Origin of the sequence: Nocardia sp. NPDC052112 (assembly GCF_040680135.1) — a bacterium.
GTDB lineage: Bacteria > Actinomycetota > Actinomycetes > Mycobacteriales > Mycobacteriaceae > Nocardia.
This window is the reverse complement of sequence record NZ_JBFAWD010000015.1, coordinates 36,925-53,589: the sequence shown is the minus strand read 5'-3', so window position 1 is coordinate 53,589 and position 16,665 is coordinate 36,925. Positions and strand designations below refer to the sequence as shown.

Annotated in this window: 16 protein-coding genes; 6 read left to right on the top strand and 10 right to left on the bottom strand. The window is 64.4% G+C overall.

All coding sequences use genetic code 11. The features are described 5' to 3' along the window. The first annotated feature begins 402 nt into the window (after nt 1-402). Nucleotides 403-1,440: an alpha/beta hydrolase family protein gene (locus tag AB0L58_RS26770; protein WP_364390549.1), complete on the top strand. Its 1,038-nt coding sequence runs from the start codon at nt 403-405 to the stop codon at nt 1,438-1,440. A 158-nt stretch (nt 1,441-1,598) separates the two neighbouring features. Continuing rightward, nucleotides 1,599-3,956 carry an arylsulfatase gene (locus tag AB0L58_RS26765; RefSeq protein ID WP_364390547.1) on the top strand — a complete coding sequence of 786 codons (2,358 nt, stop codon included), beginning with the start codon at nt 1,599-1,601 and terminating at the stop codon, nt 3,954-3,956. Between the two features lie 213 nt (nt 3,957-4,169). On the opposite strand, the gene AB0L58_RS26760 is transcribed toward AB0L58_RS26765, so the two are convergent. Next, entirely contained in the window at nt 4,170-5,915 is a 1,746-nt protein-coding gene (locus tag AB0L58_RS26760) for an EAL domain-containing protein (protein ID WP_364390545.1), read from the bottom strand. Between the two features lie 296 nt (nt 5,916-6,211). Continuing rightward, nucleotides 6,212-6,916 carry a hypothetical protein gene (locus AB0L58_RS26755; RefSeq protein WP_364390543.1) on the bottom strand — a complete coding sequence of 235 codons (705 nt, stop codon included), beginning with the start codon at nt 6,914-6,916 and terminating at the stop codon, nt 6,212-6,214. A 451-nt stretch (nt 6,917-7,367) separates the two neighbouring features. Here AB0L58_RS26755 and AB0L58_RS26750 point away from each other — a divergent pair, with 451 nt between their 5' ends. Beyond that, nucleotides 7,368-7,562 (top strand): hypothetical protein, encoded by a 195-nt coding sequence (locus AB0L58_RS26750; RefSeq protein ID WP_364390542.1) that lies wholly within the window; start codon nt 7,368-7,370, stop codon nt 7,560-7,562. A gap of 46 nt (nt 7,563-7,608) precedes the next feature. Continuing rightward, entirely contained in the window at nt 7,609-8,466 is an 858-nt protein-coding gene (locus tag AB0L58_RS26745; protein WP_364390541.1) for a MerR family transcriptional regulator, read from the top strand. Between the two features lie 61 nt (nt 8,467-8,527). Here the strand turns inward: AB0L58_RS26745 and AB0L58_RS26740 are convergent, their stop codons facing one another. From AB0L58_RS26740 to AB0L58_RS26725, 4 genes are all read right to left on the bottom strand, one after another. Next, nucleotides 8,528-9,847 (bottom strand): deoxyribodipyrimidine photo-lyase, encoded by a 1,320-nt coding sequence (locus AB0L58_RS26740; RefSeq protein ID WP_364390540.1) that lies wholly within the window; start codon nt 9,845-9,847, stop codon nt 8,528-8,530. Nucleotides 9,848-9,947: 100 nt separating this feature from the next. Then, nucleotides 9,948-10,145 (bottom strand): hypothetical protein, encoded by a 198-nt coding sequence (locus AB0L58_RS26735; RefSeq protein ID WP_364390538.1) that lies wholly within the window; start codon nt 10,143-10,145, stop codon nt 9,948-9,950. 237 nt (nt 10,146-10,382) lie between these two features. Further along, on the bottom strand, nt 10,383-10,700 hold the full coding sequence (locus AB0L58_RS26730) for a hypothetical protein (protein WP_364390537.1): 318 nt from the start codon (nt 10,698-10,700) through the stop codon (nt 10,383-10,385). A gap of 54 nt (nt 10,701-10,754) precedes the next feature. Further along, entirely contained in the window at nt 10,755-11,669 is a 915-nt protein-coding gene (locus AB0L58_RS26725) for a hypothetical protein (protein ID WP_364390536.1), read from the bottom strand. Nucleotides 11,670-12,375: 706 nt separating this feature from the next. On the opposite strand from AB0L58_RS26725, the gene AB0L58_RS26720 reads away from it, so the two are divergent. After that, nucleotides 12,376-13,761, top strand: coding sequence for an FAD-dependent oxidoreductase (locus tag AB0L58_RS26720; protein ID WP_364390535.1), 1,386 nt, complete (start codon nt 12,376-12,378; stop codon nt 13,759-13,761). Here the strand turns inward: AB0L58_RS26720 and AB0L58_RS26715 are convergent. Beyond that, entirely contained in the window at nt 13,747-14,463 is a 717-nt protein-coding gene (locus tag AB0L58_RS26715; RefSeq protein WP_364390534.1) for an SGNH/GDSL hydrolase family protein, read from the bottom strand. The two genes, AB0L58_RS26720 and AB0L58_RS26715, sit on opposite strands and share 15 nt — an antisense overlap. A gap of 287 nt (nt 14,464-14,750) precedes the next feature. After that, nucleotides 14,751-15,263, bottom strand: a complete 513-nt coding sequence (locus AB0L58_RS26710; protein ID WP_364390532.1) for a GNAT family N-acetyltransferase — start codon at nt 15,261-15,263, stop codon at nt 14,751-14,753. Between the two features lie 86 nt (nt 15,264-15,349). Here AB0L58_RS26710 and AB0L58_RS26705 point away from each other — a divergent pair, with 86 nt between their 5' ends. Continuing rightward, complete coding sequence (locus AB0L58_RS26705; RefSeq protein WP_364390531.1) at nt 15,350-15,994, top strand: GNAT family N-acetyltransferase; 645 nt, start codon at nt 15,350-15,352, stop codon at nt 15,992-15,994. On the opposite strand, the gene AB0L58_RS26700 is transcribed toward AB0L58_RS26705, so the two are convergent. Both AB0L58_RS26700 and AB0L58_RS26695 read right to left on the bottom strand, forming a co-directional pair. Next, nucleotides 15,918-16,118 carry a DUF6186 family protein gene (locus AB0L58_RS26700; RefSeq protein WP_364390529.1) on the bottom strand — a complete coding sequence of 67 codons (201 nt, stop codon included), beginning with the start codon at nt 16,116-16,118 and terminating at the stop codon, nt 15,918-15,920. The two genes, AB0L58_RS26705 and AB0L58_RS26700, sit on opposite strands and share 77 nt — an antisense overlap. Continuing rightward, nucleotides 16,115-16,522 (bottom strand): hypothetical protein, encoded by a 408-nt coding sequence (locus AB0L58_RS26695; RefSeq protein ID WP_364390528.1) that lies wholly within the window; start codon nt 16,520-16,522, stop codon nt 16,115-16,117. Before AB0L58_RS26695 ends, AB0L58_RS26700 begins: the two co-directional genes overlap by 4 nt. Between the last annotated feature and the right edge of the window lie 143 nt (nt 16,523-16,665).

The window sequence follows — 16,665 nt, the reverse complement described above, 5'->3', positions numbered from 1 at the left end:
GCACCGTTGAGGTCGATCGTCGATACATTGCCGGCCCGAGGGTGAAGTTCGGCACAAACGGTGCGCGGCCCGGCAATGCCTGCACGCTGCGCGACGACTGTCATCGAGATAACCAAGATCACCTCGCGCCGGGACGCGATATGACTCGGCGGCGAATTATCCCGACGAATCACGTCGAATCCAGACAATTCCGGCGAATGCAGATCCGCCCCTGGGAGGGTGTCCGAAAAACATCAGTCGCCCGGGGTGGCGACCACTCCATTCTGCAACCCCCCGGGACTGGGGGCTTCCGAGGGCATCCGGCGTCCGATTCGATCTACCCTGAGTAACGTTTTGCCCGCTTGGTGGATAAGCAAGCGGGTTTAAGCATTGCGCGAGTGCGATATTCAGGAGAGACGCGGTATGCGATTCAGAAATCTCGTTGCGGCGGCCGCCGCTGTGACGGTCGTCGGCACGGGAATGGGCCTGGGGGCGCCTGTGGCCTCGGCCGCACCGATCAACAGCGCGGCCAAGGCACCGGACGGGTCCTACATCAAGAGCGTGCAGACCCGTGGCGACCGCAAGCTGCAGCTGGAGGTCTACTCGAAGGCCATGGACCGGACGTTCCCGCTCCTGGTGGATCTGCCCGCGGACAACTCGGTCCCGCGCCCGACGCTGTATCTGGTCAACGGCGGCGGCGGTGGGGTCGACGGCAATGCCTCATGGGACGAGAAGACCGACGCCAAGGAATTCCTCGGCGACAAGAACATCAACGTCGTCGAGCTGATCGGTGGCCGGTGGAGCTACTTCGCCGACTGGCGCGCACCCGATCCGGTACTCGGCGTCAACAAATGGCAGACCTTCTACACCGAGGAGCTGCCACCGATCATCAATGCGGCACTGGGCACCAACGGCAAGAATTCGATCGCCGGCTACTCGATGGCCGGGACATCGGTCCTGATGCTGGCGATCACCAAGCCCGGCCTGTTCCAGAATGTCGGCGCCTACAGCGGCTGCGCGCAGACCAGCGATCCGGTCGGACAGAAGTTCGTGCAGACCACGGTGGAAACGTGGGGCGGCGGTAACCCGGACAATATGTGGGGACCCGCCGACAACCCGCTCTGGCAAACGAATGATCCGGTCCTGCACGCAGACAAACTGCGCGGCACGAACCTCTGGGTCGCGGCAGGCGGCGGTCTGCCCGGCGAACATGACGCCCCCGGCAACCCGTTCATCATGGGCGACGACAAGAACAACCCGATCAGCGTGGCCAACCACGTCGTCGTCGGCGGCATCATCGAGGCCGCGATGAGCGCCTGCTCGCACAATCTCCAGAACCGGTTGAACGAGTTGGGAATTCCAGCGACATTCGACTTGCCACCCACCGGCACCCACACCTGGGGCTACTGGCAGGACGACCTCAAGAACTCCTGGCCGGTCCTGTCCAAAGACCTCTACTGACCAACCTCGCGCAGCCGTAATCCGCACCCCGACCTGGCCCGCACCCAGGCCGGGGCCGGACAACACCCCGCTGTTCGGATCTCCCGTGCAACCCCCTGGCAATCACTGACGACCAGTGCTTGGCTGAGAAAGGGGACGCATCACAGAGGAGACGTGCCATGGCCAAACCGTTCAGGGGTGTAGTCAACCTCGACATCCGCGACTCCGTCCCGGACTGGGGTCCGTACGCGCAACCGAAAGCACCGCCCGGCGCACCGAATGTGCTGTACATCGTCCTCGACGACGTCGGATTCGGCGCCCTCGGCTGTTACGGCGGGCCGATCGATACGCCGAACATCGACAGGATCGCCGCGAACGGTCTGCGCTACGGCCAGTGGCACACCACCGCCCTGTGCTCGCCGACCCGGTCCTGCCTGATGACCGGACGCAACCACACCACCAACGGGATGGCCTGCATCAGCGAAGCGGCCGTCGGGTTCCCGGGTGCGAACGGGCACATCCCGCCCGAGTGCGCCACCCTCGCCGAGGTTCTGGTCGAACACGGTTTCAGCACGGCGATGGTCGGCAAGTGGCACCTGTGCCCGGAGGACGAGATGAATCTCGCCTCGACCAAGCGCAATTGGCCCGTCGGCCGCGGCTTCGAACGCTTCTACGGCTTCCTGGGCGCCGAGACCAACCAGTGGTATCCCGATCTCGTCCACGACAATCACCCCACACAGCAAACAACCACTCCGGAGCAGGGCTACCACTTCAGCGTCGACATCACCGACAAAGCCATCCAGTACATCGACGACGTCAAAGCGATCGCTCCCGACCGGCCGGTCTTCCTCTACTACGCACCGGGCTGCGCGCACGCGCCACACCAGGTGCCTCGGGAATGGGCCGACCGGTATCGAGGCCGGTTCGACGACGGCTACGAGGCCATGCGTGTGCAGACCCTGGCGCGGCAGCAGAAGCTCGGACTCGTCCCTCAGGACACCGAACTGCCGCCACTGAATCCGATCGGCACCCCCGAAACGCGCAGCGGACCCGACGGCCAGCCCTTCCCACCGCTGGACTACACCCGCCCCTGGGACACCCTCTCCGCCGACGAGAAGCGGCTCTTCGCCCGCATGGCGGAGGTGTACGCGGGGTTCCTGTCGCACTGCGACGACCAGATCGGCCGATTACTGGACTACCTCGACGACATCGGACAACTCGACAACACGATCGTCATGCTGGTCTCCGACAACGGTGCCAGCGGCGAAGGCGGCCCCGACGGCTCGGTCAACGAGAACAAGTTCTTCAATGGCATCGCCGACGATATGGCCGAGAACCTGCGGATGCTCGACGATCTGGGCAGCACCAAGACCTACAACCACTATCCGAACGGGTGGGCGATGGCGTTCAACACCCCGTTCAAGATGTGGAAACGGTATTCGTTCAACGGCGGCACCTGCGATCCGTGCATCATCTCGTGGCCTGCCGGGATCGCCGCCCGCGGCGAGACCCGCGACCAGTACCACCATGCGGTGGATCTGGTCCCGACTGTGCTCGACTGCCTCGGAATCGAACTCCCGGCCACGGTCAAGGGGTACACCCAGCTCCCGCTGCAGGGCGTGAGCATGCGATACAGCTTCGACGCGGCGACCATCCCGACGGCCAAGCACACCCAGTTCTACTCGATGCTCGGCACCCGCGGCATCTGGCACGACGGCTGGAAGGCCGTCACCACGCACCCCGCCGTCAGCGGCTGGAGCCACTTTTCAGAAGACACCTGGGAGCTCTACCACGCCCAGGTCGACCGGTCGGAGTTGCGCGACCTCGCCGCCGAGGAGCCAGGAAGGCTCGCGGAACTGGTCGGGCTGTGGTTCCACGAGGCCGGCGCCAACCAGGCGTTCCCGCTCGACGACCGGTCCGCCGTCGAGGTGCTGACCACCCCGCGCCCACAGCTCGCGCCGCCGCGCAACCGGTACGTCTACCGGCCGGGTGGGGCCGAGGTTCCCGAGTCGGTGGCGGTCAACATCCGCAACCGCTCCTATTCGATCGGGGCGCTCGTCGACATTCCCGGACCGGATGCGACCGGTGTGCTGTTCGCGCACGGCGGTCGGTTCGGCGGACATGCGCTGTACGTCAAGGACAATCGGCTGCACTACGCGTACAACTTCCTCGGCAGCGAGGAACAGCGCATCGCCGCCACCGAGGACCTGCCGACCGGCGAGAACGTCATCCTCGCCGCCTCTTTCGACAAGGACGGTGAGGACCCGCCCGGCACCGCCCACGGCACCTTGAGCCTGTTCTACGGGGACCGAAAGGTCGGCGAGGGCCGGATCCGAACTCAGCCCGGCAAATTCACCCTCGCGGGCGAGGGTCTCAGCGCCGGTCGCGACACCGGAGAACCCGTCACCGACGACTACCTCGGCACCGCGCCGTGGACATTCACCGGCGCCACCCTGTACCGGGTCGCCGTCGACGTCAGCGGTGAACCATACGTCGACCTCGAACGCGAAGCCGCCGCGATGCTTTCCCGCGAATAGCCCAACCGCCCCCGCCACCCGGTTCCCACGCCAGGTGGCGGGAGGCACCCGCAACGTCTCACGGGTGCGGGAAACTTCCAGGACCGGCATCACCGGACCCATAATTCTGGCATCCACCCGGTAGGCCGGTTCCGTCGAGACATCGTGATGCCGTGTACTACAACGACATTCACCAGTGCAGGCGCTCGACGTGCACGGTGCCGCCATCGACCGTCATTCGGATCGACCACTGTTACGGTGTTCGAGGCTGAACGGGATTTGCATGCTGTTCAGGTGAACTTCGATATCCTCAGCGGGCAGGGGTCGCGTGATCAGGAATCCTTGGGCACGGTGACAGCCCAGATCGAGCAAGGTCCGTGCGGCTTCAGCGGTTTCGACTCCTTCCCCGATGATTTCGAGACCGAATTCGTGGGCCAGTCCGATGATGGATTCGACGATGGCGCGGTCCTCCGGGCTGTTGTCGAGGCGCTTGACGAAGCTGCGGTCGATCTTGACAGTGTCGACGGGAAGCGCCTTCAGGTGCGACAGGGTGTTATAGCCGGTACCGAAGTCATCGATGGCGATCTGCACATTCAGGCGTTTGAGGGCGTGCAGGGTCATATGGGCACGGCTCAAGTCCTCTACGGATACGTTTTCGGTGATCTCCAAGCACACCGAATTCCCGTCGAGTCCGTGTTCGCGCAGAGCCCGCTCAACGCGCTCCACGAAATTGGGGTTGGTCAACTGCTTGGGGGATGCGTTGACCCGAAGTACGACGTCCGAGGCGAACCCGCGGCGGCGCCAGTCGGCGAATTGTGCGCATGCATTGCGCATAACCCAGTCGCCGAGTTCGTCGGCGAGTTTGGTGGTCTCGGCTACGCCGACAAAGGTGTCCGGTAGCAGTAGGCCTCTGGTGGGGTGCTGCCACCTGACCAGTGCCTCCACCGCGAGTACGCGACCGCTGCGCAGGTCGATCTCGGGTTGATAGTGCAGCACCAGAGAGTTGTCGGAGACCGCGCGGCGTAGGTTGAGTGTGATGTGGTCTTCGAGCTCGAATTGCTCGTAGAGCGTGTCGGTGAACACGGCAACCCCGTTGCTGTCTTGCGTTTTCGCCGCGCGCAGCGCCAGATCTGCCCGACGCAATACATCGGCCGCGGCATCGCCGGGGATGCCTACCGCAACGCCGATGTCGACACGGCAGCTGACGGTTTCGCCGTCGATGGTGACGCCGCTTCCCAGTCCGTGTTTGATCCGGGAAGCGAGGAGTTCGGCGGAGTAGTTGTCCATCGGCCTGTTCGGGACGACCACGAACTCGTCGCCGCCGAACCGGGCGATCATGTCGTTGAGTTCCAGTTGCTCGCGCAGTCGCAAGGCGACGTCGCGCAGGACATCATCGCCAGCGGTGCGCCCGAGGTAGCTGTTGACAAGCTTCAATCCGTTCAGACCGACACACAGCGCCGCTACCGGTCCGGGGCGGCCGGGGCGAAGCCGTTGACCGAGGTAGCCGAATAGCGAGTGATGGTTGGGCAATTCGGTCAGTTCGTCATGCGTCGAGAGATGCCGAAGCCTGGTCTCCGTATCGACTCGTGCCTGCAATTGAGCCAGCAGTGCGGCGATCACTGTCAGGACCGCCAACTCCTGGCGACTCCATGCCCAGTCGCCGTGCTTGACGAAACCCAGCAGCCCGATCGAGGCACCATGCAGCACCAGCGGGACCACGGCAGAGGTCACGTGCTGGTCGAAGTAGGACTCTGCGTGGGTGATCATCGGCTCGGTCACCTTCTCCACCGCGTGGAAGGGGGAGTACGCCTGATCGAAGTACACGACGTTGAGCGGGTCCGGATCCGGTGCCGACCTGCGCGGCCACTCGGCCACCAAAATGGTCGCTTTGCGCTCGCGGTCGATGCGCCGCAGGTAACCGAAGTCGACATCGAAGTGTGCGATCAAATCCGCGAGCACACGCTCGATCGTCGCTGGCATGGTGACCTCATCGACGGTCGTGAGTTCGGAAGCGATTTGTGTGACCAATGATTCCAGTAGCCCTGAGGAAGGGCGGTCGTTGCGGCCAGCGGATGATATCTGCCTGTTGTACCGCTCCGGTACGGCGTGCTCAGAGGTGTCGTAGCCCAGACCGAGCTGCGCGCGGATTCGATTGACTTGGTTACGAGATGCCCGGTTCCGCAGCCGACGAGGACCTTCTTCCCCGAGTGACGACCGCTCGATGAGGTCCCGAGTGTGGGCGGCCAGTCCCGCCGCAGTGGTGAGGTCGTGTTCTTTCATTCGTGGGTCCTCAGGTTGAGTCGAGCGTGCTCGCGAATCTTCCGTAGTCGGTGTTCGATCACCCTGGTAGTCAGATTCGCATCCGGGAACAGATCTGCGATTTCGCGCTGGGTGTAGCCATGCGCGACTTTCCACACGATGATCTTGTCGGTCGGCGACAGCGTCGCAAAGAACTCCAAGATCGCCATCCGTTTGGTCACCACCGACATCGGATCGGTGCCGGACTGAGATCCCGAGCAGCCGCGGGCATCCATCAACGCTTCGAAGCCATTGACCCCATAGGAGACAGGTTGATTGGTGCGCCGCCACCGGAGGTCTTCCTCGAAGACGCGTCGGAACTGGTAAAGGCAGGCCCCGAGGAAGAACGTCCGCACCATCGCCCCCCGACACGGATCCCAGCCCTTTCCGGCACGGATATCACTTTGGAACTTCGTCAGCGCATCGACCACGGTCCGATCGATGATCTCGATTCGGTGGTCCCGATCTACGAACAATGCTCTGCGCTCGGCGGCACCGGCCTCGAGACCGATCCTCTTCTCGGCGAGCCTTCGGTAGATCTCGCCAGTGCCGATCCACGCGTCCAGAACCTGGGTGCCGTACTCGATCAATGTGGTGGCCACCATGTCCCACGCGAGGCCCTGGACGTTCTCGGCGCGCAACCGTTCGAACAACCCACGTTCGGCAACTGCTTGATCCAGCACTTCGCGAGCCTGCTGCTCAACAGGAGCCGGGGGCGGAGGAGCCGTGCACACTGGACAGATCGAGCACGGTGACGCGGTCTGCTCCGACGACGTCTTTCCATGCTTACCTGCATGTTTCACAACCTCGCGAGCCCACTCGGCGCGGTCCTTGGCATAGGCACCTCGCTGGCCTCCGAGATGGCCGTCCGGATCATTTCGGTCCGGGGGTACGGCCTCCACATCTGATGTCCCCATGCGTTTCCTCCTCCGCGCACGCGCCATCCCCTGCAACGGCCGCCGACAGGTGTTCGTCACGGCACGCGGTCGCGCACCGACACAAGAGTTGTAGGGGCCTATGGGCTCAATCCCCCCGAAACTCGAAAAATTCTGTGAAAACACCGTTCTCGGGGGGATTTCACAACCCACAGCACTACTAGATCGGGGTGAGAGCACAAACCGGAAGGACTCGTTGATGCCGACCTCCCCCACACCCCGTCCCAATCGCGACGTCGCGTTCGACCTGGCGGCACTGGCATTGATCCTGTTAGCTGTCGTCGTGCTCGTGGTCCTGAGCAACGACACCACCTCCGCCCTCGCTGCCGCCGGCGCAACCACCGCGCTCTGCTACCGGACCTGGCGCGGACACACGACCGGAAACCGGCAATGACAAAGTCCTGGCGGCGCGGCACAACGGTCACAGGCACAATCAGGTCATGCCGCACCGTTCGATGCCTGCCACGGACCAGGCCGGTTATTCGGTCCGCACGGCTGCCGAGCGGCTCGGCATCCCGACCGCCACGCTGCGTAGCTGGAACCGCCGCTATGGCATCGGCCCGCAGCCGGAGCGCCCTGGGCGGCACCGGCTGTATACCGAAGCCGATATCGGAGTGCTGACCCGGATGCTCGAACTCATTCGTGCCGGAGCGACACCGGCCGGTGCGGCCGCCACGGCGCGCGGACCCGCACTGGCCTTCGGCGACCGACAAGCCTTGCTATCCGCCGCATTCGGCCTCGATACACCGATGGTGTGCGAATTGGTGGACAAGCATGTGCGCACCTACGGGGTCGTCGACACGTGGGATCGCCTGTGCCGCCCGGCTTTCGCCGATATCGTCGCCCGCCAGCTCGGCGGCGAGGGCTGCGTGGATGTCGAGCATCTGCTGTCCTGGTGCATCATCGCGGCTTTGCACCGGACCATACCGCCGACCCGCACCCATGATCCGGCGCGGACGATCCTCGCGTGCACCAGCGGTGAGTCCCATGCCCTGCCGCTCGAGGTAACGCGCGCCGCGCTGGCAGAGCGCGGCTCGGGTGCGCGGATGCTCGGCCCTGACGTACCCACCACCGCGCTGCACGACACGCTCACCAGGGTCGCCGCCCCCGCGGCCGTCATGCTCTGGTCCCAGCGAGAGGCTACGGCTCTGACTCCGGCCGTACTCGCTTGCATCGATGTCGGCGCCCAGGTCTATCTCGGAGGACCTGGCTGGGACCATGCGATCCTGCCCGATGCGGCCATTCGGATCGGCAGCCTGGCCGAGGCGGTCGAACGGCTCGGCCGGACTCCGGTGTAGCCGGGTACGCACCACTGGTCCGAGCGCCCTCGGCAATGCCGCGCAAGGCGCTGAATCATATTCACATTCCGTTGAATTCGACGATCGGTGGCGGGTAGTCGGCGGCAAGGACGCCGGCCCGCCACGGTCGATGGATCTGCGCGCCGGGCAACATCGCCAGTTCCGGCAGCCAGCGCCGCACATAATCGCCTTCGGGATCGAACCGCTCGGCCTGGCGCAGTGGGTTGAGCACGCGACTGGACCGGGTATCGGTGCCCGTACCCGCCATCCACTGCCAATTCAGCCTGTTGTTCGCGATATCGGCGTCGACCAGCCACCGTTCGAAGTGTTCGGCCCCCGCCCGCCAATCCACACGCAGCGTCTTGACCAGGAAACTCGCGGCAATCAACCGGGCACGTCCCGGCATCCACCCCTGGGTGAGCAGCTGTCGCATCCCGGCGTCGACCATCGGATATCCGGTGCGTCCGGCCCGCCAGGCCGCCTCGGCCCGGGAATCCGAACGCCATGGTTCGAGCGCCGGCTTGTAGTCGGACACGCCCACATCGCGCCGGTCGGCAAGCACCTGGTGATAGAAGTCGCGCCAGGCCAGTTGCCGTACGAAGGCATATCCGCCCGGATCAGCGGTATCGGTGCACGTCACCACCTCGGCCGCGGACAAACAGCCGAAATGCAAGAAGGGCGACAGTCCCGAGGTTCCATCGGCGGCGGGCACATCCTTGTCCTCGGCGTAGCGATGCACCGGCCCGGACAGCCATTGCTCCAACATTTTCCGGCCGGTCGTCTCGCCGCCCACCACTAGTTCAGGTGAACCGGCACCGATGTCGGCGGGGTCCGGTATCGGCTCACTGGATATCCGCGCCATAGTGACCATGTCGGGCGCCGGGAGCGGTCGCCGGATCGGCGTATCGAGCCACCGGCGGAAATACGGCGTGAACACCGCGTAATGGCCGCGCCCGGTATCGGGCCGAATCGCACCCGGATCCACGGCGGTGATCGAAGCCGCGTGGCTGTGCAAGCCGCAACCGATGCGCGAAAGCCGCTCCCGCAGCGCGTGCTCCCGGACACGGCTGTAGCGGGTGACGTCTGTGGCAAGGTGCAGGCGCTTCGAACCGACATCGATCGCGACCCGCTCGACCTCGTCGACTACTCGGCCACGACGGATGATCAGCGCGGCGCCTCGGGCCCGGAGTTGCTCGTCGAGCTCACGCAGCGCGGCCGCCAGAAACCGCAGCCGATTGGGCGCGTTTCGTACTCTGGCCAGGATGTCGGCATCCACTACGAACAGCGGCACCACCGGCGCGCCTGCTCGGCACGCGGCGGTCAGCGCCGGGTTGTCGTGAACACGCAGATCCCGGGTGAACAACACGACGGAGGCGGCCATGCCCTCACTGTAGATCCAAATTGATGCATAAACGATGCATTGGTGGTCCGGGGTCGGCGTGCGACACCGCACGCCCTTCGGCGATCAGCGTCATGGTCGGTCATCTGCTCTGCTTCTTCGACTTGATCGGCTTCTTCTTCGTCTTCGGCTTGTCATGGTCGGGCTCCCACTCATAGCCCGCCAGATTCTGCTCGCAGTGCCAGTTTTCGACTACGACATCGCCTTGATCTCGTTCGCACCAGCGTTCCGTCTTGCCGCACGCGGTGAGGCCGAGTCCGGCCGCGACTGCGATTGCCACGGTGATCAGGGTGGCGCGAAATCGGGTGTTATGCATTGGGGTTTCTCCGATTTCGGTGATTACGTGCAGGCCGGTCCTCGTCGGTGATCTCGGCGACGGTCTGCCTGAGCGGTGCGCGCGTCGGCGAGGAGATCGTATGAAATCCTTTGACAGATCGCCGGTTTGGGCACAATCCTGCCCAGCGCGCCTTGCCGGAACCTTAAGGATTGGTAAGTGAGAACCCGGCACCCGTAATCATCAATCATCGACCGGATTGCCCCTGCGGTCCGTCATCGTCAAGGGACCGGTCGCCGAGTTCGGCGAGATCCAGCAGATCGTGGTAACGCGTAGCCCGTCGAGCCGAGCACGGTCAGCACGCAGCGGAGTCTGTGCCCACTGCTGTCGTTCTCCCGACCGCCAGCGCAGTGACAACGTCCCGATCGCGGAAACCAGCACCGCCCGGTACGACGGCGGGCATTCGCTTTCGACAACGAGCTCATCGCCTTCCGCGAACCAGGCCTCCGCACATCGGATGACGGCACCCGGCTGGCCGGAGACGGCGGGCTCCACGGCCATCCCCGTCCGCTATCACTGACGCCAACCGCATGTTGTGTGGCACCGACCGAGCGGCTACCAGGGCCCCCTGCCGAATATGACCTCGGTTCCGGGCGGAATGATGAGTTCGGAGTAGTAGGTAGCCCGCGACAACTCGTCGACGGTCGTCACCTGAACCGTATCCGTCACCCTGGAATATGTATTGGTGGCCGGGTCCAGCACCACTTCATCCTTCGGTGGAGGCCAAAACGAATACACCTCGGGAGACCCATCGATGCCCCTGCGTCCCGTCGCCATAGCGACGTGCTGGGCGTCCTGGCCCCACATGACGAGATCACCACGTTGCGGCTGGGGTCCTCCCGGCTCTCCGGTGTAGGTATTGCGCTCCCCTGGAATGAGCCGATCCCCCATCCGCTTCAGCCAAGAATCCAGCACACCCCTCCCGAATTTCCCATTGGGATCTCTCGGCGGATCGAGCAACTCACGGAGCGTAGCTTTATCCAGCACCCCCTTCCGGGCTGCGGCGTAGCAGGTCATCTCCCAACAGTTCAGACCGTAGTGCCGGCCAAGCGGGGCAAGCGGCCCCTCGGTTTTCAGCCATCTTTCGAACGTTCTCAGGTCATGCTGATATGCCCCGGGATCATAGTTCGCCCACCTCGCTAACCCACCCTCTCGCCACATTCTTTCAAATTCATCCGCGATCAGCTGCGGAGCATTCTCCGGCGTTGATACCCGCTCCGGCGGATCCGGCCACCGATATTCGGTTCTGTCGAACTTTCCGTTGTCTGACGCGCTCTTCTCATTGCCGAACCGAACCTCCTCGAGTGCGCGCGAGTTCACCGCGTCGGTATGCGTGAGCGCTCTTGTAGTGCCGCGAGCACCCGCGGCCAATTCCTCCAGATCACGGCGAAGAATGCCACTTGCATCGTCTATCCCACGGTTCAGCCGATGAAGTATTCCAGAAATTATGCGGTTCAATTCATTTGCCAATGCAGGATCACTCCGATCTCGACCTCGGATCGCACCAGGGAATTCAAGTTCGCCGACCTCGGCGGCGGAAACATTTCGGACGGGAAGCTGCGGAACACAGGAATACTCAGCGTAAATTGCGGAATCTCACCGGAACGCCGGAACCAGGGCTCTCTGCCCCGCACTGCAACTTCGGATCCTCGAAACAAAAATTCCCCCGACACCCTGGCTGGTCGAGCCCGATCCGATCCACCCGGAGCAGTTCGACCTCCCGGTGCCGTGGGGCTGGGAGGAATGGTCGCGCCGGTACACCCTCGAAGCACGCGCCGAGCACTGCGACTTCACCCGCATGGTCCAGTGCTGGTGGGCCGGTCCGACGGCGTCGGATCATGCTGTGGCCGAACTGAATTCGCTGATGAGCAGGATCGGGGCCGGTTCACTCGGGTCGCGCCGCGGGGCCCGGCCACGATGTCGACGCCAGGGTCATCGGCCAACCGGATCCGGCGGTGAGCTGATCGGCGTGACGCCAGATGCCGCGGGCCCGGTGGTGACCGCGAATCCGGCGAAACGGCGCCGGACAGACTCGGCTCCCGAATTGCTATAGAATTGCTGAATAATTCGACGTTAGACCTGATTGGTTTGCACCCGTTGTGTCGAGGGTGCGGTAAGCAGTGCGTGTGGCCGCACGGCGGCCTTGCGCGGAACTTCAACACGAGGGCGGCGTTCCATGACAGACGTCGACTATTGCGTAGTTGGTGGGGGATTCGCCGGATTGACGGCCGCACTGCGGCTGAAACAGGCGGGTCGATCGGTGGCGCTGCTGGAAGCTCGGGACCGGCTCGGCGGGCGCACGTTCACCGAAATGCGCGCGGACGGGTCCTGGATCGATCGTGGTGGCGCTTGGATAGGGCCGGGGCAGGACCGGATCTACGCATTGATGAACGAGTTCGGGGTATCGAGCTACCAGCAGTACACCGACGGCGAGGCCATGATGATGGTCGACGGCAAGCAACACCGCTACACCGGCACGATCCCGTGGACGATGAGCCCCTGGGCGGCGATGAACCTCGGTGCGGTGCTGCTCGAGCTGGGGCATATGTGCACATCGATTCCCCTCGACGCTCCGTGGACAGCGAAGAACGCCGAGAAGTGGGATCGGATCAGCCTGGCGCATTGGCTGGACAACAACACCGTGTCCAAGCCGGCCCATGAGCTCCTCGAGACCGCGATAGCCGGCTGCTACACCTCCGACGCCTCGGAGGTGTCGTTGCTCTTTGTGCTGTACCAGATGGCGTCCGGCGGCGGGCCCGGCTTCGTCTTGGGAGTCAAGGACAGCGCCCAGGATGCTCGACCGGTCGGGGGCATGGGTGCGATCTCCCGTCCGATGGCGGCCGAGATCGCCGATTCGATCCACCTGTCGCAGCCGGTCCGGCGCATCCAACAGGACGCCGACGGAGTGACGGTCCGCTCCGATGAATTGACCGTGCGGGCACGCCGGGTGATCGTGGCGGTTCCCCTGGCGATCGCAAGTCAGATTCTCTATGAGCCGATGTTGCCGGTCGATCGATCGTTCCTGCATCAGCGGATGCCGAGCGGCTCGATCATCAAGATTGCTGTCGTGTACGACGAACCGTTCTGGCGTAGTGACGGTTTGTCGGGACAGTCGGCCGCCCCGGGGTCGCCGGCAACCATCACCATCGATGCCTGCACCGACACCGGGCGGCCCGGGATCATGTGTGTCATCACCGAGGGGCCCATCGCGCGGCGGATCGGACAACTCGATGCGACCGAGCGGAGGACGGCGATGCTCCGTGCACTGGTCGAGCGGTTCGGCGACAGGGCCGGCTCCCCCGTCGACTACATCGAGCAGAACTGGAGCGTCGAGCGCTACTCCGGTGGCGGGATGCTCAGTCACGCACCGACCGGTGTGCTGACACAGTTCGGCCGTGCCCTACGCAAACCTTGCGGCCGCGTCCACTGGGCGGGAACCGAGAGCTCTGCTGTCATGTGCGGCTGGGTCGATGGAGCCATTCGCTCGGGTGAGCGAGCGGCGAGCGAAGCAATCGAACACGAAACCGTGACCGTCGCCGGAGGAAGGTCAACTGATCATTGAAGCCCTGTGCGACGGCACTATTCGGCCACTGCTCCCGTGCGACGACATGTCCGGACGTCGCCACGGCTGGGCCCGGTTCATCCCGGGCCTGGCCATGGATCGGTGATCCGCACACTCAGGCCTGGCCCGCTGTCTGCTTCGGCAGCAGGAAGACGACAGTGCCCGCCCCACCACGATGGCGTCGTATTCGGACGCCAGCCCGCGCACGATCGCGTTGACCGTGGCAATCCGCTCCGGCCAGTCGGGGAAGACCGGGACGACATACGCCTTGCCGAGCGTGAAAGTGGTCGGCAAGGCGCCGGTCCCCTTCGCCAGGGTGTACATCCGCCGAAGCGTTCGCGCTATCTCACCGAAGTCCGGCTGGCGCCGCACGATGTCGTTGGCCCCGCATGGCACGTGGAGTAGGTCCGGGGAGAACTCGACCACGCGGGCCGCCTGGTTCTCGAGTGTCTGGGCGGTTGTTGCCCCGATCTCGGAGAGATTGAGGTAATCCAGATCCGGCCGGACAGACCGCAAGACCCCAGCGACCCGGTCCGACCAGCCCTGATCCCGGTAGCCCGGGGAGCAATCACCGGTCCCCGCCGAAAGACTGTCTCCGATAACGGCATACCTGCCCCACGGGGCCTCGGTCAGCAATGCCGCGGCATCCGCCTGGTCCAGGCAAAACGGGTCGGTCGTCTCGGTGAACGTGGGTTGTTCCATCGCAAATAGCATACGGTCGTACGTATGCTTTCTCAACCGATGATCTTTCGGCGGCAGGCTCTGCGTCGACAAGATGGCCGCCACCGGGGTCGGCGATATCCAGTTGTGCCGCACAGCATTCGAGACGGTGCGTCAGTGGGCGATCCCGCACCGGGCACACGAGCCCCTTGGTCCGGACAAGAATTGTTGGGCACCAATGGTTTTCGACACGTTTCAGATACTCGCGGCGTGCGGCGACCAGGGAGAACTCGGTGACTCGCAGCGGAATGCGGCTGTGATTTGCGCTCTCAGTCGGCGTCGATACCGAAGGCGGCGGACAACACCGCCACGGTATAGGCGACCGATCGACCGTGCTGGACGCACCGATGCTCGGTGCACTCGACGAATCCGAGCCTACGGACCAACCGCCTGCTCCTGGTGTTCCACGCCTGCACGACCACGCGAACCGGAGTCGCCGGGTAGTCCCGGCGCAGCTGAGTGAGCACAGCATTGCCGAAGTGCATACCGTGACCGCCACCGACCCATCGCGGATCCATACCGACACCGAGATCGATCACATCGGGGTCTTCATCGAGGTCTGGCACCCGCGCCGCAGATCCGGTGCAGAAGAACCCAACGATGCGGTCCGTGTCGGCAGCATCCGCCACCGCCATGTATCCATCGGCCGCACTCGGCAGCTCATCGGCAGCAGTCAGGTTGTAGATCCGCCACGGACCGGCGTACCGCCAACCAGCTACCTGACGGGCGTCGCTGATGGTGAAACGGCGTACTACCAAGCGGTCGGGCCATCCATCGTTCACCCCGACATGCTCTCGCATTCGTCTGCCGTAGCCGACACTATTTCCAGTGCCTCGATGATGGACTCGGACTCGAGTCTGCAGGTTGCGTGCCCAGATTGCGGTTTCGGCTTTGCCGCAGGCACTCTCGCATCGTGATCGATGTGCGGTTGGCGGGTTCGGGCGATTGGCAGGTCTGGCGAAAGCTTCGGCTCGAAGCGCTAGCGGATGCCCCATATGCGTTCGCGTCCCGGCTCGAGGATTGGCAAGGGGACGGTGACCGAGCGGAGCGCTGGCGCGCTCGCCTGAGCATCCCGGGATCATGCAATGTGATAGCCGCGCTGGATAGGCGAGCTGTCGGAATGGTCAGCGGCTTCCCGGGCCCGCGAGACGGCGTCGTCGAGTTGGGAACGCTGTGGGTCAGTCGGGCAGTGCGTGGTCAGGGGGTTGGGGATCTCCTAGTCCAGACGGTTGCGCACTGGGCGGTCCAGTTGCGTGCCAGCGTCCTGCTGCTCACGGTCGCGTCCGACAACGAACACGCTGTTGCGTTGTACCGGCGCAACGGATTCGACGATGCCAGATGGTCAGGTGGGCCCCGAGTCGCTGGGCGGCCGCAACGCATGATGACGAAGGCGTTGCGACCAAGCCGAGTTGAAACACGGACGCCTGCTTTGGTATCTACCTCGCGAGAAAATGCCAGCCCAGCCACGCCCAGACGAGTACGGCGACAACCCTTCCCACCCGGGTCCGAGTGAGGTGGGTGATCGTGTCCCCCAGCGCGGCAAACAGATTCGGGCGCAGGCACGCAACAAGCAGCGCGCCACCCGCCGCCGCCAGCAGCAGAGTGAACCCGAGAATGACGATCGCCCGATCGCTCATCGCGCCACCAGCCACCACCCGACGCCTAGCCACACCAGCCAGCCCACCACGCGCAGCGGCCAATGCTCGAGCGCCGGATCCAGCAACGTGGACAGCGTCGGATGCCGATAGCTCGGGTGAGCCCACTCCGGCTGCCGCACGAACGCGTATATCTCCCATGCCGACACCGCGGCCAACAGCGCCGACCATACGATGACTCCCCGCCGCACCGCGGCGCCGGCCCGCGCTTGCGTCGGCGCCCGACGAATCGCCAGGATCAGCGCGACGGCGACCGGCACCAGCACCATGATCATCGCCTGCCAGCTGAGAGAACGTGTAGCTGCCCCAGCGATGGCCACCGCGATATAGACCACAATCCATACGGGATGCGGCCGGATATGCGAGTGTGCGGACTCCTCGGTCACAGTACGCAGCGTACGACCGCCTGCAGCGATTCGATGGAACCGCAGCTTCCCAGCCCGCCGCTGGTCAGGCGCGGCCACCTATCGATCCCTGACCGATGCCCACATCGCCGTTCGAGTACACATGCCTATCCGCTGGGGCGTCC

Coding starts and splice junctions, on each gene's coding strand:
- AB0L58_RS26720 (WP_364390535.1), top strand. CDS start 12,376: ATGACAGACGTCGACTATTGCGTAGTTGGTGGGGGATTCGCCGGATTG.
- AB0L58_RS26715 (WP_364390534.1), bottom strand. CDS start 14,463: ATGGAACAACCCACGTTCACCGAGACGACCGACCCGTTTTGCCTGGAC.
- AB0L58_RS26700 (WP_364390529.1), bottom strand. CDS start 16,118: ATGAGCGATCGGGCGATCGTCATTCTCGGGTTCACTCTGCTGCTGGCG.
- AB0L58_RS26750 (WP_364390542.1), top strand. CDS start 7,368: ATGCCGACCTCCCCCACACCCCGTCCCAATCGCGACGTCGCGTTCGAC.
- AB0L58_RS26730 (WP_364390537.1), bottom strand. CDS start 10,700: ATGGCCGTGGAGCCCGCCGTCTCCGGCCAGCCGGGTGCCGTCATCCGA.
- AB0L58_RS26770 (WP_364390549.1), top strand. CDS start 403: ATGCGATTCAGAAATCTCGTTGCGGCGGCCGCCGCTGTGACGGTCGTC.
- AB0L58_RS26765 (WP_364390547.1), top strand. CDS start 1,599: ATGGCCAAACCGTTCAGGGGTGTAGTCAACCTCGACATCCGCGACTCC.
- AB0L58_RS26745 (WP_364390541.1), top strand. CDS start 7,609: ATGCCGCACCGTTCGATGCCTGCCACGGACCAGGCCGGTTATTCGGTC.
- AB0L58_RS26760 (WP_364390545.1), bottom strand. CDS start 5,915: ATGCCAGCGACGATCGAGCGTGTGCTCGCGGATTTGATCGCACACTTC.
- AB0L58_RS26740 (WP_364390540.1), bottom strand. CDS start 9,847: ATGGCCGCCTCCGTCGTGTTGTTCACCCGGGATCTGCGTGTTCACGAC.